Origin of the sequence: Halobellus ordinarius (genome assembly GCF_031823395.1) — an archaeon.
Lineage (GTDB): Archaea > Halobacteriota > Halobacteria > Halobacteriales > Haloferacaceae > Haloquadratum > Haloquadratum ordinarius.
On the sequence record NZ_JAVQKJ010000009.1, the window covers coordinates 242,497 to 266,469 of the forward strand.

At 64.7% G+C, this 23,973-nt stretch carries 25 protein-coding genes; 12 read left to right on the forward strand and 13 right to left on the reverse strand.

The genetic code is table 11. The features are described from left to right. Positions 1-127: 127 nt before the first annotated feature. From corA to RJT48_RS15220, 10 genes are all read right to left on the reverse strand, one after another. Entirely contained in the window at positions 128-1,126 is a 999-nt protein-coding gene (gene corA, locus RJT48_RS15175; protein WP_425604721.1) for a magnesium/cobalt transporter CorA, read from the reverse strand. After that, the gene (locus tag RJT48_RS15180; protein ID WP_311173188.1) at positions 1,123-1,287 is read right to left on the reverse strand and encodes a hypothetical protein; all 165 of its coding nucleotides are present in this window, start codon (positions 1,285-1,287) and stop codon (positions 1,123-1,125) included. The genes corA and RJT48_RS15180 overlap by 4 nt, the downstream gene beginning before the upstream one ends. A gap of 184 nt (positions 1,288-1,471) precedes the next feature. Next, the gene (locus tag RJT48_RS15185) at positions 1,472-2,119 is read right to left on the reverse strand and encodes a DUF6517 family protein (RefSeq protein WP_311173189.1); all 648 of its coding nucleotides are present in this window, start codon (positions 2,117-2,119) and stop codon (positions 1,472-1,474) included. A 193-nt stretch (positions 2,120-2,312) separates the two neighbouring features. Then, entirely contained in the window at positions 2,313-2,897 is a 585-nt protein-coding gene (locus RJT48_RS15190) for a DUF8009 family protein (RefSeq protein ID WP_311173190.1), read from the reverse strand. Between the two features lies 1 nt (position 2,898). Next, on the reverse strand, positions 2,899-3,051 hold the full coding sequence (locus RJT48_RS15195; protein WP_311173192.1) for a hypothetical protein: 153 nt from the start codon (positions 3,049-3,051) through the stop codon (positions 2,899-2,901). Positions 3,052-3,142: 91 nt separating this feature from the next. Beyond that, positions 3,143-4,882: a methyl-accepting chemotaxis protein gene (locus RJT48_RS15200; protein ID WP_311173193.1), complete on the reverse strand. Its 1,740-nt coding sequence runs from the start codon at positions 4,880-4,882 to the stop codon at positions 3,143-3,145. 147 nt (positions 4,883-5,029) lie between these two features. Further along, positions 5,030-5,788 carry a DICT sensory domain-containing protein gene (locus RJT48_RS15205; RefSeq protein ID WP_311173194.1) on the reverse strand — a complete coding sequence of 253 codons (759 nt, stop codon included), beginning with the start codon at positions 5,786-5,788 and terminating at the stop codon, positions 5,030-5,032. A gap of 70 nt (positions 5,789-5,858) precedes the next feature. Then, entirely contained in the window at positions 5,859-6,146 is a 288-nt protein-coding gene (locus RJT48_RS15210; RefSeq protein ID WP_311173195.1) for a DUF8152 family protein, read from the reverse strand. Between the two features lie 108 nt (positions 6,147-6,254). Beyond that, the gene (locus RJT48_RS15215) at positions 6,255-6,860 is read right to left on the reverse strand and encodes a class I SAM-dependent methyltransferase (protein ID WP_311173196.1); all 606 of its coding nucleotides are present in this window, start codon (positions 6,858-6,860) and stop codon (positions 6,255-6,257) included. A 42-nt stretch (positions 6,861-6,902) separates the two neighbouring features. Beyond that, positions 6,903-7,556, reverse strand: coding sequence for a potassium channel family protein (locus RJT48_RS15220; protein ID WP_311173197.1), 654 nt, complete (start codon positions 7,554-7,556; stop codon positions 6,903-6,905). A gap of 201 nt (positions 7,557-7,757) precedes the next feature. On the opposite strand from RJT48_RS15220, the gene RJT48_RS15225 reads away from it, so the two are divergent. Together RJT48_RS15225 and RJT48_RS15230 are read left to right on the forward strand one after the other, a co-directional pair. Beyond that, positions 7,758-9,212 (forward strand): APC family permease, encoded by a 1,455-nt coding sequence (locus RJT48_RS15225; protein WP_311173198.1) that lies wholly within the window; start codon positions 7,758-7,760, stop codon positions 9,210-9,212. A gap of 4 nt (positions 9,213-9,216) precedes the next feature. Then, the gene (locus RJT48_RS15230; RefSeq protein WP_311173199.1) at positions 9,217-9,870 is read left to right on the forward strand and encodes an NAD-binding protein; all 654 of its coding nucleotides are present in this window, start codon (positions 9,217-9,219) and stop codon (positions 9,868-9,870) included. An 84-nt stretch (positions 9,871-9,954) separates the two neighbouring features. Here the strand turns inward: RJT48_RS15230 and RJT48_RS15235 are convergent, their stop codons facing one another. Both RJT48_RS15235 and RJT48_RS15240 read right to left on the reverse strand, forming a co-directional pair. Beyond that, positions 9,955-12,195: an amino acid permease gene (locus RJT48_RS15235; RefSeq protein ID WP_311173200.1), complete on the reverse strand. Its 2,241-nt coding sequence runs from the start codon at positions 12,193-12,195 to the stop codon at positions 9,955-9,957. A gap of 61 nt (positions 12,196-12,256) precedes the next feature. Further along, the gene (locus tag RJT48_RS15240; protein ID WP_311173201.1) at positions 12,257-12,697 is read right to left on the reverse strand and encodes a universal stress protein; all 441 of its coding nucleotides are present in this window, start codon (positions 12,695-12,697) and stop codon (positions 12,257-12,259) included. 482 nt (positions 12,698-13,179) lie between these two features. On the opposite strand from RJT48_RS15240, the gene RJT48_RS15245 reads away from it, so the two are divergent. The 6 genes from RJT48_RS15245 to RJT48_RS15270 all read left to right on the forward strand — a co-directional run bounded on the left by RJT48_RS15245 (position 13,180) and on the right by RJT48_RS15270 (position 19,460). After that, positions 13,180-14,865 carry an NAD-binding protein gene (locus tag RJT48_RS15245; RefSeq protein ID WP_425604722.1) on the forward strand — a complete coding sequence of 562 codons (1,686 nt, stop codon included), beginning with the start codon at positions 13,180-13,182 and terminating at the stop codon, positions 14,863-14,865. 291 nt (positions 14,866-15,156) lie between these two features. Then, the gene (locus RJT48_RS15250) at positions 15,157-16,026 is read left to right on the forward strand and encodes an NOP5/NOP56 family protein (RefSeq protein WP_311173203.1); all 870 of its coding nucleotides are present in this window, start codon (positions 15,157-15,159) and stop codon (positions 16,024-16,026) included. Then, a complete protein-coding gene (locus RJT48_RS15255) occupies positions 16,023-16,685 on the forward strand; it encodes a fibrillarin-like rRNA/tRNA 2'-O-methyltransferase (protein ID WP_311173204.1) in 663 nt (220 codons plus the stop codon). Before RJT48_RS15250 ends, RJT48_RS15255 begins: the two co-directional genes overlap by 4 nt. A 94-nt stretch (positions 16,686-16,779) precedes the next feature. Beyond that, positions 16,780-17,856 (forward strand): glutamate--cysteine ligase, encoded by a 1,077-nt coding sequence (locus RJT48_RS15260; RefSeq protein ID WP_311173205.1) that lies wholly within the window; start codon positions 16,780-16,782, stop codon positions 17,854-17,856. 53 nt (positions 17,857-17,909) lie between these two features. Continuing rightward, complete coding sequence (locus RJT48_RS15265) at positions 17,910-18,587, forward strand: winged helix-turn-helix transcriptional regulator (protein WP_311173206.1); 678 nt, start codon at positions 17,910-17,912, stop codon at positions 18,585-18,587. Between the two features lie 150 nt (positions 18,588-18,737). Next, positions 18,738-19,460 carry a phosphoglycerol geranylgeranyltransferase gene (locus RJT48_RS15270; protein ID WP_311173207.1) on the forward strand — a complete coding sequence of 241 codons (723 nt, stop codon included), beginning with the start codon at positions 18,738-18,740 and terminating at the stop codon, positions 19,458-19,460. An 88-nt stretch (positions 19,461-19,548) separates the two neighbouring features. Here RJT48_RS15270 and RJT48_RS15275 read toward each other — a convergent pair whose 3' ends face one another. Next, a complete protein-coding gene (locus RJT48_RS15275; protein WP_311173208.1) occupies positions 19,549-20,520 on the reverse strand; it encodes a DUF4013 domain-containing protein in 972 nt (323 codons plus the stop codon). A 127-nt stretch (positions 20,521-20,647) separates the two neighbouring features. Between RJT48_RS15275 and aspS the strand changes: the two genes are divergently transcribed. The 4 genes from aspS to RJT48_RS15295 all read left to right on the forward strand — a co-directional run bounded on the left by aspS (position 20,648) and on the right by RJT48_RS15295 (position 23,803). Next, positions 20,648-21,952, forward strand: coding sequence for an aspartate--tRNA(Asn) ligase (aspS, locus tag RJT48_RS15280; RefSeq protein WP_311173209.1), 1,305 nt, complete (start codon positions 20,648-20,650; stop codon positions 21,950-21,952). 202 nt (positions 21,953-22,154) lie between these two features. After that, complete coding sequence (locus tag RJT48_RS15285; RefSeq protein ID WP_311173210.1) at positions 22,155-23,054, forward strand: pantoate kinase; 900 nt, start codon at positions 22,155-22,157, stop codon at positions 23,052-23,054. A gap of 124 nt (positions 23,055-23,178) precedes the next feature. Next, positions 23,179-23,427, forward strand: a complete 249-nt coding sequence (locus RJT48_RS15290) for an AbrB/MazE/SpoVT family DNA-binding domain-containing protein (protein WP_311173212.1) — start codon at positions 23,179-23,181, stop codon at positions 23,425-23,427. Continuing rightward, the gene (locus RJT48_RS15295) at positions 23,417-23,803 is read left to right on the forward strand and encodes a PIN domain-containing protein (RefSeq protein WP_311173213.1); all 387 of its coding nucleotides are present in this window, start codon (positions 23,417-23,419) and stop codon (positions 23,801-23,803) included. The genes RJT48_RS15290 and RJT48_RS15295 overlap by 11 nt, the downstream gene beginning before the upstream one ends. Positions 23,804-23,973 lie beyond the last annotated feature (170 nt).

Here is a 23,973-nt window from a genome sequence, read left to right on the forward strand (position 1 = left end):
CGGACCGAGAGCCTCGAAAACGGGGCGGAAAGTGCATTTTAGCATTTCTGTCGGCACTATCGAAGATTCCTCACGATTATATATACGTTTCGCAGGAGTTGCAGTTGGATCGGTTGCCGCGACGACGTCAGATCCACCCTTCGGTCCGGAAGTGCAAAAGCAGGATTCCGGTCACGAGGGCCATCCCCACGACCACGGCCGGATAGGCGTACGCCCACGTCAGTTCCGGAAGGTTCGACGCGTGGCCCTCGAAATTCATCCCGTAGACACCGACGACGAAGGTCAGCGGGATGAAGATCGTCGCGACGACGGTGAGCCGTTTCATCACCTCGTTCGTCGACTGTGAGACGACATTGAGGTAGATGTCGCGCGTCCCGCGGGTGAGTTCGCGGTAGGTCTCGGTGAGGTCGACGATCTCGACGAGGTGATCGTAGACGTCCCGATAGTACTTCTCGGTGATCGGCTCGACTCCCTCGACGTCTCCGCGTGCGAGCACGCCGATCGCCTCCCGCATCGGCCAGACCACCTTCCGGAACGACAGGAGGTCGCGGCGGACGTCGTTGAGGCTCTCGATGAGCGTCTCGTCGGGGGTCGAGAGGATCGCCTCCTCGATATCCTCGATGGTGTCGCCGACGCTGTCCAGCAGACCGAAGTAGTCGTCGACGGTCCCATCGATCACGCGGTAGGCCGCGAAGTCCGGGCCCTGCTTCAGCGTCCGCCCCTGCTGGTTCTCGACGGACTGCCAGACGTCGGAGACGACGGGGACGCGCTCCGCCTCCATCGTCACCGACACGAGCCAGTCGTCGCCGAGAAACAGGCCGATCGGCTGGGTTCGGATCTCCTCGTCGAACGTGGTCTCGCCCCGTTCGAGCGCGACAGTCTTCACCAGGACGAACGTGTGCTCCTCGAACTCCTCTGTCTTCGGACGGACGTCACTCCGGACGTCCTCCAGTTCCAGCGGGTGGAGCCCGAACGCTTCCTCGACGGCACTGAGCTCCTCTGCTGTGGGCGAATTCACCCGGACCCACGTGGTTCCGGGGGCCTGCCGCGCCGCTTCGAGGTCCGGTTCGTTCGTGATCGTGTGGTGGTCGACGGTTCCGACGTCGTAGACGATCGCTGAGATCACTGCGATCCACCCCCATCTGAGCCGATCGCGTAGAGCGTCACGCCGACCATCACACCCACGATGCTGGCCGCCCGGCCCGGATACGGCGCTGCAACGCCGATCGCGTAGCCGAGGACGGCAAGCGCCGTGAGGCCGATGCCGAGGGTCCGCGTTCGTGGCATACCCCAAACTCGCGGAGAAGGGACAAAAGCGTTGTTCGGAGGCAACGTTCGGAGTGTCGGCACCACCGCGACGTTCCCATCGGGTCCTCCCGACGGCTATGGCGGATCGGCCTGACGGCTATGGCGGATCGGCCTGACGGCTATGGCGGATCGGCCTGACGACTATGGCGGATCGGCCCGACGACTATGCCGGGTGTTCGATCGCGCGCATCATCGAGAGGATGTTCTCCTCCTCGCCGTCGAGCTGCTGGGGGTAGACCCCGATCGCGAGGATGAAGTCGTCGCCGTCGCGGTACTTCGTCACGTGGACGAAGACGTCGATCTCCTGGCCTTCGAAAGTCGCCGTCGCGGCGAACTTCGTCACCGTCGTTTCGGTGCCCTGGGCAGTGATGTTCTGCTCGCTCACCTGTTCGATGTCGCTCAGTCCGGAGTACTGCTCTTGGACTAACTCGACCAGCCGCGCGTTGGAGTAGCTCCCGATCGGGTTGAGTGTCTGTCCGGCGACCTCGACGGCGGGCGTCGAGACCACCGTGAAGACACCGAGGTCGACCTCACCCAGCGGCTGGAGTTCCATACTCTTCTTGTAGTCGGTGATCTGGTTCGAGGCGATGACCCGCCGTTCCTGGCCGGCGACCTCGATCGTCCGGTCGATCTCGACGGTCCGCGTGTCGTTCAGCTCGTAGCCCGTCTCCGCGACCGTCCCGTCAGCGACGGAGGCCGGCTCGGCGGAGAACCGCAGGGGCTCGTCCCCGGTGAGAAAGCCGATACACCCGCTCGTCGTCAGGAGGAGTGCGATGGCGACTGCGGCCAGCACACGACGATTCGATAGCACGGGCGGAGATACTCGCCCGATCGGATTTAAACCCGCGGGTCAGTCTTCTCGGGTTCGTCCGAATCACGCCGGATGAACGCCGGTTTGCGGGCCTGTGTACCGCTCTCGGCTGTCTGTCAACCTCGTTCCCGGCGTCGACGTGGCCCACGAGGGTTGTTTCGGTGCGGTGCGCGCTCCCCCGGTTGAGGACCTCCTAGCCGAGATACGAGACTGCCACGGTGTGTGGACCCCCATCGGTCTCCAGAGTGACCTCCTCGACGAACCGCTCGCGGACTGCCGTGCGCCACGCGTCGACGGCGCGCTGGTGTCGCTTCCGGTGCCGTTCCGGTGTGTACGGCGTCTCCGAGTCCCGGAGCGCGTCCTCGGTGTCGTCGACTGTCGGATACGACGGCGGTTCCGACAGAAACCGCTCGGGCGGGAGGTGGATCGGGGCTGTCTCGGCGGTGTCGTCCCCCGTTCCATCGCCCGCGTCGCCGGTTTCGGCTGCCGATCCGTCGCCCGCGTCGCCGGTTTCGGCTGCCGATTTATCGCCCGCGTCCCGACCGCCTTCGGCGGTCGCTCCCGAGTGGGCCGCCGACTCGACGACGTCGACCGCGTGGAGACGGGCCCGCATCCGGCCGGAAAACGGCGGCGTCACCCGGAGCACCAGCTCGCGGCCGCCGCGGACTGACGCCTCGAAGGCGTCGACGACGTCCTCGGTCGTCACTGCCAGCGCCCGGATCCGCCGCGGGTCCGTCGGCGGATACGACTCCCGATCGTCGGGGTCGCGCGCCGGCATCTCAGTCGGCTTCTCCCCGCGTGGCGTCGTCGCGTCGGGCGGTGTCGTCGAGAATGCCCAGTTCTCCCTCACAATCGGGACATCTGGCGCGGAACGACCCCGGAGAGACGCGAGCACCACACTCCCGGCAGATGAACGACCGTCGACCACTCATCACTCACGCCGGTAGGGCGCCGAGTGTGTTAACTCTTGTCGTGATGAGGGGTGACGGCGGCAGGCGACCGAGATTTCGGTCGACCCCGATCTCATCGGGTTTGCGCCTCCGAACTCAGGTCTGCACTCTCGTCTTCCGCGACCCTGAATGCGTCTACTCGGTCGTACAGTTCGTCGCTCATCGCGCTGATCTGTTGGGCGTTCGCCGAAATCTCCTCCATCGCGTCGGACTGTTCGTCGACACCGCTCGAAATCTGTGTGATCGATGCGGTGATCTCTTGACTCATCCCCGCGGTGTCCTGGATGACACTGCTGACCGCCTCGGCGTTCTGGGCCTGTGACTCGACCGCATCGGAGATCTCCTCGAGTCCGTTGCTGGTCTGGTTCGCCCGCTGATCGATCGTTTCGAGCCGTTCGACGAGGGCTTCGACCTCGTCGGCACCGTCCTCGACCTCCCCGGTGGCCTCGGTGATGCTCCCGACGAGGTCGGCCGTCTGCGCTTGGACGTTTTCGACGATCGAAGCGATGTTGTCGGCCGATTCCTGGGACTCTTCGGCCAGGCTTTTGACCTCCGCTGCCACCACGGCGAATCCGTCTCCTGCCTCCCCTGCACGGGCGGCTTCGATGTTTGCGTTCAGCGCGAGGAGGTTCGTCTGATCCGCGATGTCGGCGATGATGTCGATGATCTGCCCGACTTCTTCCATACTTTCTTCGAGGGAGTCAATCCGATCTGCGACGGTCGTCGTCGCGTCCGTAGCGTTTCGGATCTGTTCGACAGCTGCGGTCGCGTCATCGACACTAGCGGAGGCGATGTCCGCGACTTCCTCGGACTGTGCGTCGATCTGCTGGACGGACGCCGTGATCTCCTCGATGGACGCCGAGAGGTCGTCGACGTTCTCGCTGGCCCGCTGGGTGTCCTCGGCGAGGTCGTCGGCGCCGTCGGCCAGTTCGGTCGACGAGGCGTCGATCTGCTGGATGGACGCGGTCACCTCCTCGCTGTTGGCGCCGAGTGACTGCCCCGCCGTCTGCAGGTCGTCTGCGCTCTCAGTCACTGCGTCCACGACCGCCTGAATGTTATCGACGGCCGCGGTGAGGTGCTCGTTGAGTCGGGTGAACTCCTCGTAGACGTCCGTCGCCTCGGCGTAGTCCCGTTCCGGGCGTGGTACGGTCGGATCGATCGTGAGGTCGCCACCGGCAAGTCGGGCGAGCTTGTCCTGGAGGTCGTCGAGGACTTCCTGTTGATACTGTTCGAGGTACTGCTTTTTCTCGCGCTCTCTGGTCCGTTCGCTCACGTCTTTTTCGACGAGCATCGCCCCGACGAACGCGCCGCTTTCGTCGTACAGTAACGTCACCGTCCGTTCGAGCGGCGTCCCGTCGCCGTTGATCCGTAGCGTCTCCTCGCGGCCCTGGATGTCGGTTTCACGGTGGAACGCCTCCGCGACGATCTCGCTGCCCTCACTCCCTTGGTCCTGCAGGGCGTGCGGCGCGAGGCCGACGGCTTCCGACTCGCTACGGTCGTACAGTTCGAGCGCCTGCGCGTTGATATGCGTGATCCGTCCGTCCGTATCGACGACGACCGTCGGCTCCTGTAGCCCGTCGAGGATACTCCGCACGAGCGCCTGCGCTTCGTCGGATCGGGCAGTCTCGGAGTTGCCTCGACCGCCACCGTCGGGCGATCCGGTCGTATCACCCGCTCGCGCCGACTCGGATCCGTTCCCGAGTCCGCCGAGGAATCTGCCGAACAGTCCATCCGACGTCTCGGAGACGTCTTCCCACTCGACTGTCCCGTTTTCATCTCCGGACTGTTGCGTTCGCCCCGTCTGTTTGCTCATATTTGGCCGGTTTCGATGGACTGGTATACTCTTTTGCACCCGAATATCAAAAACAATATTTAAGGTGGAGTATATAAACAACTTGCCGATTATGTTCGGTTTCAGGCTTGATACGGGACGAGTGGAACACACTCGTGTTTTTTCGTATCAATTCTCGGACTGTTTTCGATCCCCGTCCGGGGGACGGTACGTCCGTCGGAGATGATCGAGTGCGCCGTCGACGATGTTCGGGTCGTACGTCCAGACGCCGTAAAAGTCACCCTCGGCGCGCTCTTCGGCAAGCAGGGCGCTCTTTTGTTCCGCGTCGCCGCCGCCGTCGAAGACGACAAACCACGTCCGCGCAAGCTCTCCGGTTTCGGCCGCGTGGACCTGTCCGCCGCCGAGGTCAGGCGGCGGGACGTCCGGGGCGCCGTACGCGTGGACGTCGAGGCCGCGACTCGCGAGATCTGCGTAGACCGCCCGCTGCTGGGCCATCACCGAACACCGCTGGAACCCCGCGTGGATGCTTCCCGCCCCGACGCGCCGGGCCCGATCCTCGATTTCGCGGGAGGCATACAGCATCTGCTCGGTGTCGTACGACGTGAACGTCGTCTCCTTGAGATGCTTGAGGATCGCCTCGTGTTCGCTGTCGGCGATGCCGGTTTCAGCGGAGTCCGCTGGTGGTGCGCCGGCGACGAGGTTCCGAAGGGTTTCGACAGCGAGCACTGCCAGGACCGATTGTTCCCGACTGAGGATCGCGAGATCCGTTGGCGCTCCCGAGGAGGTCTCCCGGACTGTGACCCTGAGGTTTTGGGTCTCGAAGTACGTTTCCACCTCGTCGACGATCGGATCCCCGGGATTGATATTGAAGAATGCGAGCTCTTTTTCGAGCGTTTTGACGAAAGTGAGTATCCTGCGGAGACCCATCACCGGCGATATGACCACCGGGGATAAATATCCGCCCAACGGCGGCCGATCCCGGTGACTGGGGCGGCGGCTACGTATCGACCGTCTCCAGAATCTCCGCCGCGACGGTCCGGGCGGCGTCGACGTGTTCGTCGGCGGCCGCGTCCTCGGTCGTCTCGACGTTCGCGAGGAGGTCGACGACGTGACCGACCCGCTCGGCCACGACGTCCGGATCGGCGTCCCGACCGACGAGGTCGCCGGCGATGGCTTCCGCCTCGCCGATCCACCGACTCGCGGTCCGCTCGACCGGCCGTTCGCTCGTCGCCGCGAGGTGCTCGTGGAGCGTCTGGAGGTCCGACTGGAGGGATCCGTTCGTCACGACTGTCCGGAGGGCGCGCGGCGGAAAAACGGTGTCGCCGGGACCGGTCTCGGCGGGAAGCGGTGTCGTCAGGGAAGCCAGCCCTCCGTGGCGACAGCGACCACGACGCTACCGCTCCGGCTCGGGATACGACTGCTCGCGACCTGTGGTGTTGCGGGCGATGATCCGCGCCGTTGCTGTGGTTCTGCCATCTTCTAGCTGTTCGGTCGTCGCGTCGAAGTAGAGGACGGTGAGATCGAGACAGGCGTGGAGGAGTTCGTTGGCGCCGAACCGGTACCGGTCGCCGGACGGCCCGACGTCGACGGGGTCGTTCGTCCGGAGGTGGTGCTCGACGAAGAGGACGCCGCCGTCCGCGAGGGCGTCTTTGATGTCCCCGAGGCGATCCATCGCGCGGTAGAAACTGATCGTGATGACGTCGTAGGTCGCCTCGGGGAAGGCAAAGGAGGGCACGTCGGCCTGGATCCAGTTCGTCCGTCCGGCGACGCCGTGGGTCTCGGCGTTCTCTCTGGCGATCTCCAGGCCGACGCGCGACTGGTCGATGGCCTCGACGCGATACCCCTCGCGGGCGAGGAACACGGCGTTCCGCCCCGTTCCCGTCGCGATATCGAGCGCGCGACCCTCGGGCAACGTGTCGACGTATCGTTCGAGTACCGGCGAGGGGTCGGGATCGGTCGGGTACTCCCCTTCGCGGAAGCGCTCGTCCCAGGTGGTCATACGGACACCTTGGTGCGCCCGGGTGAAACCGCCTCCGGAGTGCTAGCCCCGCATCAGATTCAGCACTTCGTCGACGACGCCGGATTCGACGGCGACAATGTACCGTTCGTTTGGCTCCAATCTCGTCTCGGGGCCGGCGAGTTCCTCCCGGTCGGCGGTCGAAAGCAGGAGACTGCCCTCCGGAAGCGCGATCTCGTCGAGCTGCCGGCCGGCGACCGGCGCCGATTCGGTCACGGTTACCTCGATGATATCGAGGTCTGCAGTCGGGTAGACGAGCGTCCGGATCCCCTCGCCCGTGAGCATATCCGCGGCGTGGTCGCCGCCGAGGTACTGTGGCATCAGGGTCGCGTCGACGACTTCGTCGTACTCGTGGTCAGTTCGCGTCTCCGCGCGCGCGAGCGTCCGGATCGACGGGGCGAGCTGTTGGGCTTCCATACAGATCGCCAGGTTCGTCCCCGTCTCGTCGGTGAGTGCGGCGATCGCGTCGGCGTCGGTCAGGTCGGCTTGCTTCAGGATCGACGGGCGCGTGGCGTCGCCGTGGATCACGGGGCCGAGGTAGGCGTCAGAAAGTTCCGCGACCCGCTCTTCGTCGGACTCGATCAACACGACCTCGTGATTCTGGCCCGCGAGGTTCTCGGCCGTCTGTAGCCCGACCCGTCCGCCACCGGCGATCACGAACCGCTTTGTTCGGGTCATCAGGGGGACTGTTCTCGGGCCTGTCACTTCACCGACTGCTCGATTCCCACGCGGCTGGAATCCCCCGTCCGGGCGCTGCCAGAATCTTAATAACCCTCGGTTCAGTTCCCCCGATAGGGGAATTTTCCGAGGTAATAATATGGCTCGAACAGTTCGTCGAGAGCGTACGATGAACAATTCTCGAACAAGGTGTCGTACCTGATGGGCGGCAGTCAAACGCGGTCTCCGGAAGCCGAACTCGGGTTGCTCGATGCGACGATGATCGGGATGGGGGCGATGATCGGCGCCGGCATCTTCGTGCTGACGGGACTGGCTGCCGAAATTGCCGGTCCGGCCGCAATTCTCGTCTTCGCACTGAACGGTGCCGTCACCGCATTCACCGGCCTCTCGTACGCCGAACTCGCCGCGTCGATCCCGAAGAGCGGCGGCGGCTACGCGTTCGTCCGGGAGATCTTCGACGACCTCTCGTCGTTCATTATGGGCTGGATGCTCTGGTTCGCCTATATGATCGCGGGCGGGCTGTACGCGCTCGGCTTCGCGCCGAACTTCCTCGAACTGTTGCACGTCTACGGGATCGTCCCGCCACCCGACCAGGTGGGTGCCATCGCCCTGCCGGTCGTCGATGCGGCGGTGCCGCTCGCGTTCCTCCTGGCGTTCGTCGCCGTGCTGGGGCTGGTCGCGCTCAACGCCGTCTCGACGGCTGCAAGCGGGAGCGCCGAGACGATTTTCACGATCATCAAGGTGAGCATCCTTGTCGTGTTCGTCGGCTTCGGTCTCTCGTCGCCGATGTTCTCGGGGGCCGAGTTCCAGCCGCTGTTCCCCGAGGGAGCCGGTGCGACCGCAGTACTGCCGGCGATGGGGCTGACGTTCATCGCGTTCGAGGGCTACGACCTCATCACCACCGTCACCGAGGAAGTCGAGAACCCCCGTGAGAACATCCCGAAGGCGATCTTCGTGAGTCTGATCGCGACCGTCATCGTCTATCTGGCGGTCGTCACCGTCGCCGTCGGCACCCTCGGGGCAGACGGACTCGCCGACGCCGGCGAGGCAGGCATCGCCGCGGCGGCGACGTCGTTTATGCCGACCGGACTGCCGATCATCCAGAACGGCGGCGCGCTCATCGTCTTCGGGGCGGTGTTCTCGACGTTGACTGCGCTGAACGCGGTCGTGATCGCCTCCTCGCGGGTGGCGTTCTCGATGGGTCGTGAGGGTCAGCTCCTGCCCTCGTTCGGGCAGATCCACCACCGCTACGGGACGCCGTTCGTCGCGATCCTCACGAGCGCGATCGTGATGCTCGGGTCAGTCGCGCTCCCGACACAGAGTGCCGGGAATATGGCGAGTCTGTTCTTCCTGCTTTCCTTTATCATCGTCAACGTCGCCGTGATCAGACTCCGCCGGGAGCGCCCGAATATGAACCGCCCCTACAAGATGCCGTACTACCCCGCGCCGCCGCTGATAGGTGTCGCGCTCAATCTCCTCTTGACCGGGGTGCTTGTGGAGTACCTGCTCCGGACGGATCCGCTCGCGCTGGGGCTCAGCGTCGCGTGGATCCTGCTGGGGGGGCTGATGTACGTCGCGCTCAACCGCGTGCGAGCGCAGCCGGACCGCGGCCCGAAAGGTACCGACACTGAAATGACACCGGGAACTGAAGACTGACACTATGACCAGTACTCTCGATATCATCATCGCGGGCGGCGGGCGCGTCGGCTTCCAGACGGCCGAGATCCTCGCCGACCGCGGCCACGACGTAACGATCATCGAACGCGACGAACGGATCGTCTCGGAGATCGCCGACGAGTGGATCGCGACGGTCATCCAGGGCGATGCGACCAACCCCGACATCATCGAACAGGCCGGCGTCGAACGGGCCGACGCGATCGCGGCACTCACCGGGGAGAGTGGACTGAACCTCGCCATCTGTCTGGCCGCGTCGGAGCTCACGCCGGGAATTCGGACCGTCGCGCGGATCGATCGCGCGTCCGGCGAGACCTACACGCGCTTCGTCGACGCGGTCCTCTTCCCGGAACGGGCCGGCGCGCGGGTGGCGGCCAACGAAATCCTGGGGAGCGACGTCCAGACGCTGGCGGACGTGACGGGGAGTCTCGACATTATGCTCGTCCGCGTCGCGGAAGGAGCGCCGGCCGCGGGGAAAACGCTCTCGCAGGTCCGCTTTCCGGATGGGACGCTGATCGTCTCCGATAGCGAGGGCCACCGGATCGCCGGTCCGGACACGACGCTGTCAGCCGGCGACCGCTACGTCGTCGCCGTCGAACCGGAGGTTGCCGACGAAGTGATGAATCTGATGCGCGGATAGGCCCCGTCGGCGACTCGCTCATTTCATCGGAAGGTCCCGCTGAAAGGGACGGATCGAAAGAAACGAACCCCTCTGAGCGCCTGCTCAGCGGCTCAAAAGCCGATCGAGGAGCGATCGGCCGTGGCTCTTTTCGGCCAGGATCACCGAACTGTCCACCTCTTCGACGATCTGCTGTGCGGGCGACCCTCTGAACAACCGCACGAGAAGCCCTTGTTCGGAGGCGCCGATGATCACCAGCGACGCATCCTCGGCGGCCCGAACGATTTCTTCTTTCGTGTCACCGGATTCGACCCTGATCGTCGCGTCCGACAGCCCTCTCTCTTCGGCCCACTCGGTGAGGAACTCCTCGCCCGTCGACTCCGAATCGGCGACGTGCAGGAGCGTGATCTCCGAGCCGTACTCCTCCTGCAGCACCGACGCGACGTCCGCGGCGTACGCCGAGCCGGCCCCGCCCCGGGTCGGTACCAGAACCCGCTCGGGATCGAACCCGCGGTCCTTGACGACGAGGAAGTCGGCTGGTAGCTCCGTCGTCATCTCGCCGAACGCGCTCTCGGCACGCCCCGGGGAGCCGTGCGCGTCCGGCCCCCAACCCATAACGACCGTGTCCGCTTCGTGACTCCGTGCAGCGTCGAATATCTCCTCGAATCCGCGGTGAGAGAGAATCGTGTGCGTCTCGATATCGACGCCGAGGGCTTCGGCGTGCTCGCGGGCGCCGTCCAGCAGTGCATCGTAATCCTCCTCGTGATCCCCGATGTGATCTGCTGCATACTCGAGCGACGTCTGATCGGGCACCGTCACAATGTGAACGGCGTCGACGATGCCGCCGTGGTGTTTGGCGACGGCGCTGGCGAGTGTGATGAGGTTCTCCTCGTGTTGTGGGTTGGCCAGCGGCACCATCACACGATGTCGACCGCCGTCGGGTCTGACGGATTCGGCCGTCGACACTGCGGCGTCGGGCATCGACTCCGACCGCGAGAGGATGAACTCGGAGAGTTCTCCCATCGCCTCGGTCCGGGTGCGTGCGTAGCCCAGGTACCACACGATCGCGGCAGCGACCAGGCCGCCGCAGATCAGAACCACGGTCGGATTGATGAACGCGATCAGCGCGAAGGACGTCAGCGCACCCAGGATGGGCGTGAACGGATACAGGGGGACGGTAAAGGATGGATCGTAGTCAGCGACGTTCGCCTCGCGCATCACGATCAAGGCGATGTTGAGGAGGCCGTAGATGACCAGATGGAGGACGCTCCCCAGCGTCGCCAGCAGTTCGACGTTACCGGCCACGATGAACCCCAGGATGAGCGCGCCGGTGATGGCGATCGCCCGGTACGGCGTCCCGAAGCGGGGATGGACCTCGTTGATGGTCGGCGTGAGGATCCTGTCTCGGCCCATCGCGAAGTTGATCCGCGAGGACGCCAGGATCGAGGCGTTCGCGCTGGAGGCGGTCGCCAGGAGGCCGCCGATCAGGAGCGCGATCGCGCCCGCCGGACCGAGGATGAGTCGCCCGACCTCGACGACGGCGATGTTGCCGGCGACCTGCTGTTCGGCGATGAAGCCCTGTTCGACCGCCGCGGCCATCACGATCAGGACCAGGGCGTAGATGACCGAGACGAGCAGGACGCTCCCGATGACGGCGCGCGGGAGGTTCTTCCCCGGTTCCTGGATCTCCTCTGCGACGCTCGTGATCTGGACGAAGCCGAGATAGGAGACGAAGATCAGCCCCGTCGTCGTCATCATCGGTCCGAAGCCCTTGCTCGGCGGGAGGTTGGCCGGATCGGCCCGGAGCGCGCCGACGACGGTGAACACCGCCAGAATCGCGACCAGGAGGATGACGATGATGTTCTGTAGCCGTCCGGTCTCCTTCGCGCCGATGTAGTTGACCGCGACGAACAGCGCCCCGCCGAGGAACGCGATCGTCTTGACGGCGGGGAGCGCGATCGGACCGACCATCAGCGGCCCGGTGAGCCCGAATATCACTCGAATGTACTCGCCGAACCCTACCATATAGAAGGCGCTCGCGAACGCCAGTCCGAGCCAGTTTGCCCATCCCGCGATCGACCCGAAGAGCGGCCCGAGCGCGCGGTTGACGTAGAAGTACGCGCCGCCGGATCGCGGCATCGCCGTTCCGAGTTCGCTGGCCGAAAGCGCCGTCAGCAGCGCGATGCCGCCGCCGAGCAGGAACGAAACGACGGCGAACCAACCGGCCTGCTCGATGGCGTTGCCCGGGAGCACGAAGATCCCGGCACCGATCATCGTCCCGACGCCGATGGTCAGCGCGGCGAGCGGACCGAGGTCCTTCGCCAGTTCCTCGTCACCCGTGCTCATAGATCCCCTCCGGACGGGACTGTTGTCGCGAGGGTCTTTGCCGTGGCGGATTCGCTCTCGTTCATTCGGCATCACCGTCCCGGGGCAGCGCTATGACGGGTCGGTCCGCGTTCGTGATCAGTTTCAGCGACAGGTCGCCGGACAGGTACTGCATCAGTCGATTCCCACCACGGGTGCGGTAGGCGATGGCGCTTGCGTCCACCTCGTCGGCGGCCTCGAAGATCTTGCTCACCACGTCGCGGCCGTAGGCGGTGTGCTCGTCGGCGTCGGGGAAGACGCGACGGACCGCCGCGTAGGATTCCGCCGCCAGTTCCTCGGACTGCTCGACGGGCGTCTTGTCCGGGACGCCGCCTCCCTTCTCTACCACGTGCAGTGCCGTGACGTGCGCGGGCTCGTATGGTTCGAGTTGCATCGCCGTCGCCAGCGCGTCGTCCTCGTGTGCGACCGGAAGGAGTACGTGCGCGAGCAGATCTTTCGTCTCGGTTCCGGAAGCGTCGGTCATACGTGGGCGAAACTACGTCGAGGATGATGAAACTGTGCCATTCCGACACCGCTGACTCCTCTGGATCGTTCCCTTCACTCCCGTGCAGTGCTCGCTCTGTGCGTGGCGTCGCTGATTTCGAGAATACATATACCAGTCCGCACTCAATGACGCCTCTGAGCGGCCACAGTCCCGAGAACGCGGGCTGGTTCACCGTCAACGAATCTACAGATCAGGTATATAATTCGACCGACCTTCGATGAGTGGAAACGCCCGTAGATCGTCTTCTGTAGTTCACTTCAGGTTGGAAGACGGTGGTCTGACTATTTGCCAGATGTGCATATCAACCGCAGAAATTTGTACCAGACTCGTTCGGTTTCTTCGAGTTGCGTTACAGATGACGTGTACCTCGGACTGACCACTGGCAGAATCAGTACTTCAGGTGCTACAACGACGGAAGAATCCTTTTTAAATCGTCGTAAGGAAGATGGTAGCACTCCACGATGGTTGACCTGCCGAAACGACTCTCTGATGTCCAACTTTCTCGGCGAGACCGCCTTGTCTTCTATTACCTCACCGGGTTAGCTGCGCTGGTCCTTGTGTACACGGTCACGTACAATCTTGCACTGGCACGGTTAGAGGGAGTCAACCAATCGATATTCGCCTCGTTCGAATTTATCGTCCAGACGATGACCACAACAGGCTACGGCCAGGACTCCGATCTCTGGACCCACCCGGTAATGTTCTTGTTCGTTGCTGCAACGCAGATCTCCGGCATCGCGCTCGGCTTTTTCACGCTCCGCCTCATCATCATCCCGCTATTTACTGGGGCCGAGGTCAACCTCGACAACCGACTCACCCCAAAGACCGACCACGTCATCATCTGTGAATACCGGCGTGACTCCGCCGTTCTCCTTGATGAACTCGGAGAGCTCGGTATCGAATACGTCTTGATTTCGTCGTCTGAAGAGAATGCCAAGGAACTTTCTGATGACGGGTATTCTGTTATTTATGGCTCCCCACAGGATGCGACGGCATTCGAACGAGCCAGCATCGAGACAGCACGAGCAGTCATTACAGATGCCGGCGATGCGAATGTCAACACCATCCTGACTGTCCGGTCACTCGATTCGGATATCGACATCATTACGCTGACCGACGACAGTGATATGCGAGATATCTTGTTGGAGACGGGCGCGGATACCGTGGTGTCCCCACACGGGGTTCTCGGGCACCGGCTCGCCGAGAAAGCAGTCTCTTCGATCAGGTCTGATCTGACAGACACGATCGAACTCGGGGGAGAGTTAGAGGTTACAGAGGTTCCGATCCAACAGGGGAACCGACTGATCGGAACACGAATCCGTAACTCGAAAATCAGGGAAGAAACGGGCGCGAATATTATCGGCGCGTGGATCGACGGGGAACTCCAGCTCCCTCCTGACCCGGATTCGATTATCCGCTCGAATACGGTGCTGCTCCTTACAGGAGCACACGATGCTTTGGAGGCGTTTAGTGACTTTACGCAACCGTCCCGCACGCTCCGGAAACACGAGCGCATCATCATCGCCGGGCAGGGTGAAGTTGGCCAAGCTGCACGGGAGCTCGTATCCGAGGAAGGACTTGATGTCGTGACTATCGATATCGAAGATCGCGATGGCGTGGATGTCGTGGGCGACGCCGGATCGGAAGAAATCTTAGAAGAAGCAGGGATCGAGACGGCCGGTGCTATCATTATCGGTCTTCCGGACGATTCCGCTTCACTACTGACAACCGTGTTAGCGCGGTCGCTAAATCCGAAAATCGAGATACTGACACGAGTGGATGACACTGATTCGACGCAGAAGGCACTGAGTGCAGGAGCGGATTACGTGCTGTCGGTTCCGCGGGTGAGCGCTCGGATGGTGGCCAGGGAACTCCGCGGCGAGGACGTCCTCGCACCAGCGAGTCAGATTCGGCTGCTCCGTGTCCCCACAACACCGCTGGCAGGGTCGACACTGGCCGAGTCGGGCATCTACGAAAAAACGGGGTGTCGCGTCATCGCCATCGAAGACGAGTCTGGACTCACCAGCGCGGTCGATCCACAAAGGAAGTTCACGGGAACTGAGCACATCATCCTTGTTGGCTCTGACGAGGCAGTCCAGCAGTTCAGAAAGCGGTTCGATGTCTCACCGATAGAGCCCGAGAACTGATCTGTTGGAGTTGATATTGATTCTATTATCGTACTGATCGGGGGCTGATTGATCCGGACTCGGCCAGTAGCCAAGGAGGACGGCCTTCTTCAATGGGATCGCCTTGATGAGCGTCCCCCTAATGAAGGTGACTCCGACACAGCAACCGGAATCAGTACGCGGCCGAGTAAACTACCCCGCCCTACTCACTCGCCTTTCGGCTCGCTCCTTGAGGGCGGGGCCTCCGCCTCGAAGGACTGTGAAGCCTTCGGTTTCGCGAATACCTATACGAGTCCGAATTCAAGACAACTTATGAGCGGCTCAAATCCCGAAAATACGGGATGGTTCACGGACCTCGATCCCGGAGACCTCGAAGCGGCAGCAATCACAATCTCCGACGGCACGGCCGACCGCCCCAGGAAGTGGCCGGAACAAGCCATCCAGTCGGGGTTCGCGACCGACGAAAACGACTACTACGAAGCTTTACACCAAGCAACAGTCCACGCCACGCGGCGGGCCGTCAGCGCGCGGGAGACGGCCGGAGACCAGCAGTTACAGCATGCTGTGCGGGCGATGGACGACGCCGAACGCACCGCGAACGAACTCGCAGAGCGCCTCGCCGAGTGGGCGGGCTCCCTGGCGGACGCGCCCGGCCGCGACGCCGACGTCTCCGGCGGCGTCGACGGCGCACGCGAGGTCGCGTCGTGGACGCCCGAGACCCCGGCCGAGGAACGCGTCGTCTCCCTCGCCGAACGCGTCGTCGCGCTCGACGACGAGCGCGCGGACCTGCGGGCGTTCGTCGAGACACAGGCCCCAGAGGTCGCGCCGAACCTCGCGGCGATGGCCGGACCGGTCCTCGCGGCCCGGTTGCTCTCTCTGGCCGGCGGCCTGGAGTCGCTGGCGAAGAAACCCGCCGGCACGGTGCAGGTCCTCGGCGCGGAGGACGCCCTCTTTGCACACCTGCGGGGCCGGGGTCCGTCACCGAAGCACGGGATAATTTTCACCCACGAGTACGTCCGCGGCACGCATCCGGAAAATCGCGGCTCCGCGGCGCGGGCGCTGGCCGGCAAACTCGCGATCGCGGCGCGGATCGATCACTACTCGGGCGAGTACAAGCAGTCCGTCCACGACGACCTCGACGAGCGGATGGCGGCGATCCGCGAGCGGGAGGTGGGCGAGTGAGCCCCGACCTCCCCGCGGGCGTCGAACGGCGGCGCTTCGACGGGCGCGAGCGACTCGCCACCCGCGGCGAACCGGTGTACGGCGAACCGCAGGACGACGACGGCTGGCGGGCGTGGGACGCCGGGCGGTCGAAGCTCGGCGCGATGCTCGAACTCGGGATGGACGTCGGCCTCGACGGCGGCGACGGCGTTCTCTACCTCGGCGCCGCGTCGGGGACGACCGTCTCGCACGTCGCGGACTTTGCGGGCCCGACGTACGCCGTCGAGTTCGCCCCGCGACCGACGCGGGACCTCCTCGCTGTCGCCGCGTCCCGGCCGAACCTCTTCCCGTTTTTGAAGGACGCGCGCCGACCCGAGACGTACGCCCACGTCGTCGAGTCCGGCCTCGACTGCCTGGTGCAGGACGTCGCGACGCGCGGGCAGGCGACCGTCGCGCTGCGAAACCGCCAGTTCCTCGCTCCCGACGGGCGGCTGCTCGCCGCAGTCAAGGCCCGAAGCGAAGACGTGCTCGACGAACCCGAAGCAGTCTTCGAGGACGTCCTCGACGAACTCCGCGAGGGTTACGTGATCCGCGAGACCCGCCGCCTGGACCGCTTCCACGACGACCACCTCGCGGTCGTCGCCGAACCGCGGACGGATGGCTCGGAAACGGAGCAATGACTGACTCTCTGCTCCCCTCGGCCGCGGCGCGGATGGGCGAAGCGTTCGCCGCGGCCCGCGACATATTTAATCGGCCGCCGCAAACCACGGGGCGATGGAGTTAGGGTCGGCCGACGCCTTCGACCGGATGGGCACCCTCGGCGTCGAAGAGGAGTTCTACATCGTCGACGACCGGGGCCGTCCGACTGCCGGGACCGACGATCTCGTCTACGATCACCCGCCCGGGGGCATCCTCGAAGATCGCATCGATCACGAACTGTTCAAGTGCACGATCGAAACGCAGACCCCGCTGATCGAGGACGTCGACGCAGCGGGCGAGACGATCCGCGCGGTTCGCGAAGCGCTCGTCGAGCACGCCGAGACGCACGGCTACGGGATTGCCGCTGCCGGGCTGCACCCGGAGGCGAAGTGGCGTGAACTCGCCCACGCCACGAAGCCCCGCTACCAGTCCCAACTGGATCGCATCCAGTACCCTCAGCACCGAAACACGACGGCCGGGCTCCACGTCCACGTCGGGGTCGACGACCCCGACAAGGCGACGTGGATCGCGAACGAACTCCGGTGGTATCTCCCGCCGATCCTCGCGCTGTCGGCGAACTCGCCGTTCTGGTACGGCTTCGACACCGGCCTGGCCTCCGCCCGCGCGAAGATCTTCGAGGCGCTCCCGAACACCGGGATGCCGACGCGGTTTGACGACTTCGAGACGTACCGCCGGTTCGAACGTCAAATGGTCGAACTCGATTCGATCGAAGACCGCGGCGAACTTTGGTACGATGTCCGCCCCCACACCGGCCACGGGACCGTCGAGGTCCGGACGCCCGACGCACAGACGGACCCGGCCCGGACTGTCGCGTACATCCGGTACGTGCACGCCCTCGTCGAGGACCTCGCCGCGCGTTACGAGGACGGGGAGTCGGGGACGGACGTCCGCAGAGAGATCCTCGATGCCAACAAGTGGCACGCGATGCGGTACGGGCGGGACGCCGAGTTCATCACCCGCGACGCCGCCGAGACGGTTTCTCTCCCGGAGTTCGTCGAGGCGGAGTCCGATCGCCTCGGGACCGACAGCCTGCGACAGGTGTTCGACGCCGAGAGCGGGGCAGTGCGGCAGCGACGGATTCGCCGCGAGGACGGTGTCGATGCGCTCTGCGAGCGGCTTCGTCTCGACTGACCCCCCGAGAAAGGCTTTTGCGTCGCGAGTTCTGACCTTGGAGGTAGAACACGATGTCTTCCGACGAACCCACCGAAGAGTCTGACGAGCAGGGTGCCGAGGAATCGACACACGAGGAAAGCGAGACGGTCGTCGGCGACGACGAAGTATCTGTCGAGGTCGGCGACGACGAAGTATCTGTCGAGGTCGGCGGCGAGGAGGTACCCGTCGAGGTCGGCGACGACGGCGAGGCCGGGGCGCGGGAGCGACTCGAAGCCGAGGCGGACCGGGCGGTCTCGGAGTTCGACGAGGGCGTCGTCGATCTGCTCGCGTGGCTCCTCGATACGGAGACGCGCGCGCGGATCTACGTCTATCTGCGGCAAAACCCCCACTCGACGAGCGAGGAGGTCGCCGACGGGACGGGGCTGTACCCGAGTACGGTCCGGGAGGCGCTCGCGGAACTCCACGAGGAGGAGACGGTCTCCCGGCGCAAGCGGGAGAACTCCGGTGCGGGCAACAACCCCTACGAGTACACCGCTATCGCACCCAGCGACCTGGTCAAAGGCGTCGTCGAGCAGGTTCAATCGGAGTTGAACACCGTCTTCAACCTGGACGACCGCCTGGGCGGCTCCGACGACGGCGGTGACGCCGGGCCCGTAAGCATCACCGTCGACGAAGAGCGGAACGATGCCGGCGATACCGCAGATTCCGGTGACGAAACGGACACCGACGGCGACGACGAAGCGGCGTAAGCTATCGTAGCGGTTGCAAGTCATCGCTCGGCCGATCACACGCAGTGGTGCGATCGGCAGAGCAATCAGTTGCAACCGCTATTATTCTAGAGCCCGACGATACCCGCGCTTTCGCGTGATTTTTAACGTTCCCCGGGAGACGTACCTCCAATGACCGGGCCTTGGACGGAGTGGGACCACGTGCTGAAAGTGGATCCCGACAAAGACCTCGTTGACGGGGAGACGTTCGCCGACGTCTGTCAGACGGGGACCGACGCGATCGAGATCGGGGGAACCCTGGACATCACTACCGACAAGATGCAGCGCGTCGTCGACGCGTGCGCACGCTACGACGTTCCGCTGTATCAGGAGCCGTCGAACCCTGGCGTCGTGATCGAGAGCGACGCGCTCGACGGCTACCTCGTCCCGACGGTGTTCAACGCCGAATCGTCCTTCTGGGTGACCGGCGCGCACAAGGAGTGGGTCCGGATCGACGGGCCGCTCGACTGGGACCGGACGACGACCGAGGCGTACATCGTGCTGAACCCCGAGGCGTCCGTCGCGGAGGTGACGGAGGCCGACACCGATCAGACTGCGGACGACGTCGCCTCCTTCGCGGCGGTCGCCGAGAAGATGTTCGGCCAGGAGATCGTCTACATCGAGTACTCCGGCACCTTTGGTGACCCCGACAAGGTCGGCGCCGCGCGCGACATCCTCGACGAGGCGACGCTGTTCTACGGCGGCGGCATCGGCGACTACGAGTCGGCCTACGAGATGGGCCAACACGCCGACACCATCGTCGTCGGCGACCTGCTCCACGACGAGGGCGTCGACGCCGTCCGCGAGACCGTCGAGGGCGTCAAGGACGCCCACGCCGAGGCACCCGCGGAGTAGCGTCGCCACTCCACCACCGGTGTCACCCGGATCCGCCTGTTTTCGTCGTCTCCGTCGCCGTCGATCCCGGCCGGAATTGGTTCTGCCCTCACACCTCCCGTTCGGCCGTTCTCTCGCCTTGATCCAGTGGCAGCGATGCTTCCCGGAGATCTACCGTCGTTCCGCTACTTCCGCCGACCTCGTGGCTTCCCGTCGCGTTCGTCGGCCTCGGCTCTCTCGCCGCCTTCGGCTCTCTCGCCGCCTTCGGCTCTCTCGTCGCCAGCCGATCCGCCTGCTTCGCGTGCACAGCGATACGGTTCCTCAGAAGTTCGGCGGCGACCGCGACGCCGAAGAACGTCGCGGCGGCGGCGAGCAGCGGCCCGACTACCGGGAGCGCACCGAGGCCGAACCCGACGACGGCAACGCCGACGGCGAGACCGCCGAGGGCGACCGATAGCCGACGTCCCGGATGTGAGCGGGCGATCCGAATACCGGCGACGAGCGGCGAGTCGGCACCGCTGTCGGTCCGCGCGACCACGAGAAGTCCGGCGACCGCAAAGTGCCACGCGAGGGCCGCGAGTCCTCCAGCAACGACAAGTGCCCAGATGTCGGGATCCCTGTTGGGAACGATGCCTGCGGCTGTGTGTTCCACTATCCCGATCGCTGTGAGTAACGAGAGCACCGGGAGCAAAACGGTCGCGAGCAGCGCGGTGGCTCGGATTCCCGTGAGCGCGAGGCGGCGCCAGTCGTCGAACTCCGTGCCGGCGCTCGTCTCCGCGCGTGCCGCTCTGACGACGTAGCCGACGACCAAGAGCCACAGGAGCGGAAGGCGCCCGGCTGCTAACACGAGTAGCGTTCCGACGACGAAGGTGTCGAAGACCCCGCGCCCCTCGGCGGTGGGCCCTTCGACTCCCGTATCCGAGTCTCGATCGCCACCGTGGCCTCCCCCGCCGACTCGCTCGTCGCCCCTGGCTGTCACGCCGTTGCTTCCGGTGGCCGCTTCGTGGACCGACGACGAAACTGCCCTCGTCACTGTCGTGCCCGCGTCGACGAGGATGTCGACTGCGGTCTCTCCGTGCATCGCCCCGGAATGGGTCTCTTCCGGTATTTGAACTCTCGGCCGGCGGTCGCACAAGCGAACTCCGGCGGCGACGTCCCGCGAACCCGAATCGACCGTTTTTAAGGCCGGGCGGTCGGAATGACGGTATATGCAAGGGAGAACCTTCACGGCAGACGCCGAGCCGGGTGACGACGTCACCGTCGCCGGCTGGGTCCACGAGATCCGCGATCTCGGCGGGATCGCCTTCCTCATCCTCCGGGACCGGACGGGCAAGATCCAGATCAAATTCGAGAAAGACGAGATGGACGAGGCGCTGGTCGAAACGGGGCTCAACGTTCCCCGCGAGAGCGTCATCACGGTCTCCGGCGCCGTCGAGGAGGAACCGCGGGCGCCGACGGACGTCGAGATCGTCCCCGACGAGGTCGACGTCCTGGCTGAGTCCGACACCGAACTGCCGCTCGATCCCTCCGGAAAGGTCGACGCCGAGCTCTCCACGCGGCTCGACAACCGAACTCTCGACCTCCGAAAGGAGGAAGTGAAGGCGATCTTCGAGATCCGCGCGGAGATCCTCCGCTCGGTCCGGGATGCCTTCCGCAGTCTCGGCTGCACGGAGATCAACACGCCGAAGATCGTCGCCACCGGCACCGAGGGCGGCACGGAGCTGTTCCCGATCACGTACTTCGGCGAGGAGGCGTTCATGAACCAGTCGCCGCAGCTCTTCAAGCAGCTGATGGTCGGTTCCGGCCTCGAGCGCGTCTTCGAGATCGGCCCGATCTTCCGCGCCGAGGAGCACAACACCCCGCGACACCTCAACGAGGCGACGTCGATCGACTTCGAGTCGGCGTTCGTCGACCACACCGAGGCGATGGACGCCTGCGAGCACGTCGTCAAGAGCGCCTACGAGGGCGTCGCCGAGAACTGCGCGGCGCAGCTCGAAACCCTGGGTCTCGCCGAGGACTTCGCGCTTCCCGAAGGGGACTTCCCCCGGCTCACCTACGAGGAGGCCATCGAGCGGATCAACGCCACCGGCGAACTCGACGAGCAGCTCGTCTGGGGCGACGACCTCCCGACAGAGGGCGAGCGCGCGCTCGGCGACGACGTCGGCTCTCACTACTTCATCACCGACTGGCCCGCCGAGATCAAGCCGTTCTACATCAAGGACCACGACGACGACGAGCAGCTCTCGACCGGCTTCGATATGATGCACCCGCGGATGGAACTCGTCTCCGGCGGTCAGCGTGAACACCGCTACGACCACCTCGTGGAAGGGTTCGAGCAGCAGGGACTCGACCCCGACCAGTTCGAGTACTATACGAAGATGTTCAAATACGGGATGCCCCCGCACGCCGGCTGGGGTCTCGGCGGCGAGCGACTCGTGATGACGATGCTCGGGCTGGACAACATCCGGGAAGCCGTGTTGTTCCCGCGCGACCGGCAGCGTCTGTCGCCGTAGGGCGATCCCCGAACCGGTCTACGAGGCTTTGACCACCCGTACCCTGTTAGCTGTCGAAATCTTCACCGCCTGATTCGAAAGCCACGGCTCACGCCCGAAAACCGCGCCCGATTTAACGGGGGCCGCGCAACCGATTACCAATGAGTGATACTGATTACTCTCGTCTCTTCCCGCCGAGTGCCGCCAACGGGGGTGGCGCTCGGTGGTGAACAGTGAGAGTAATCAGTATGACGAGGCGGCGGCGTTCGTCCCCGGGCACGTGACGGGCTTCTTCAGCGCGCACCCAGACGAGAACCCCGCAGCCGCGGGCTCCCGCGGCGCGGGGATCACGCTGTCACACGGCGTCGACGTGCGCGTCGAGCGCGGAGGGCACGGCGGTACTCCGGACGACGCCTCGCGCCAGGTCAGGCTGAACGGCGAGGCGATCGAGATCGACGCCGCCGCCCGCGTCCTCGACGCCCTCGAGGCGACCGACGCGGGGGTCGTCGCCGAGACGCCGCTGCCGGTCGGGGCCGGGTTCGGCGTCTCGGGGGCGATCGCGCTCGGCACCGCCTACGCGGTCAACGCGGCCTACGACAGCGAGCGGAGCGAAAACGACCTCGTGAGGATCGCCCACTGCGCCGAGGTCGAGGCGGGCTCCGGCCTCGGCGACGTGGTCGCACAGGCCCGTGGCGGCCTCCCGATCCGGCTCGAACCGGGCGCCCCCGACCACGGGCAACTGGACGGCATCCCGGCCAGGCCGCGGGTCGAGTACATCTCCTTCGGCCGGGTTTCGACCGAGGAGATCCTCTCCGGGGACACGACTGCTCTGACGGCGGCCGGCGAACGCGCGCTCTCGGACCTCGACGAGGCGCCGACACCCGAACGACTCGTCTCGCTGTCCCGCCGATTCGCCCGCGAGGCCGACCTCCTCACCGACCACGTCGCCGACACGATCGCCGCCGTCCGCGCGGAAGACGGCGACGCCGCGATGGCGATGCTCGGCGACACCGTCTTCGCGTTCGGCCGCAGTCTTTCCGCGGCCGGCTACGACCCCGCGGTCTGTTCGATCGATCCGGCGGGGGCGACGCTTCTCGCGGACGACGGCGGGGACGACGACTGATTGCCCTTCGGTCATCTGTCACCGCCGCCTGTGGTGCTCAATTCGTCCTATCTCCAGACTGCCACCCATCTTAGAAGCGAGAGTGGGAACAAAGACTAAATATTCCCACGTCATCGGTTCGAATATGAGTGGAGAAGTGCGAACAGACCAACGTGGCCGTGTGACGATTCCGAAGGAGGTACGCGACCGATACGGTGAGCGGTTCCGCCTCGTCGAGTTGGATACCGGTATCAAACTGGTACCGATCCCCGACGATCCACTGGAAGAACTACGAGCGGCGGCTTCGGATGAGCTTCGTGAGGCGGTACTTGAGGATCTCGAAGAGGCGGCACGTGAGGAGGCACGCGAACAGACTGGCGAGTATGTACGCTGATCTCGACTTCTGGCTGGCGTTACTGAAAGACGACGACTGGTTGGCTGACCGTGCTGAGTCACTTCTGGCTGAATACGAGGGTGAACTCGAAGTCTCACTGACGACGTTCATCGAACTGTTCCTCGTCGAAGAGCGGTTCGCGTTCGATCGGGAACGTGCTGTGACGGCGATACTCGAACTAGCTGCGTACGAGGGCGATCCGAACGTTGTGTATCAGGCCTCGGAGCATATCGAGGACGGCCTGAATACGTTCGACGCGTTCCACGCGGCACTCTCTGGTGGCACTATTATTTCCAGTGACCAGGCATACGACGATCTTCGCAGTGTGGATCGGATTCAACTCGACCCCGACAAGAACGAGGATTCTGCGGCCTGAGCGCGACAGCACCCCACGGGGTCATCGGGTGACCATCACCTGAAATACAATTCGCTCAGTTCAGCCCACCTTTTTGCTGCGTCGGGTCGCGCTGCGCGCGACCACTCCTTGCAAAAATCTGGACCAAAAAGTGACCGACTCCGCCGCCTTCGGCGGCTTCGTCGGTGAAC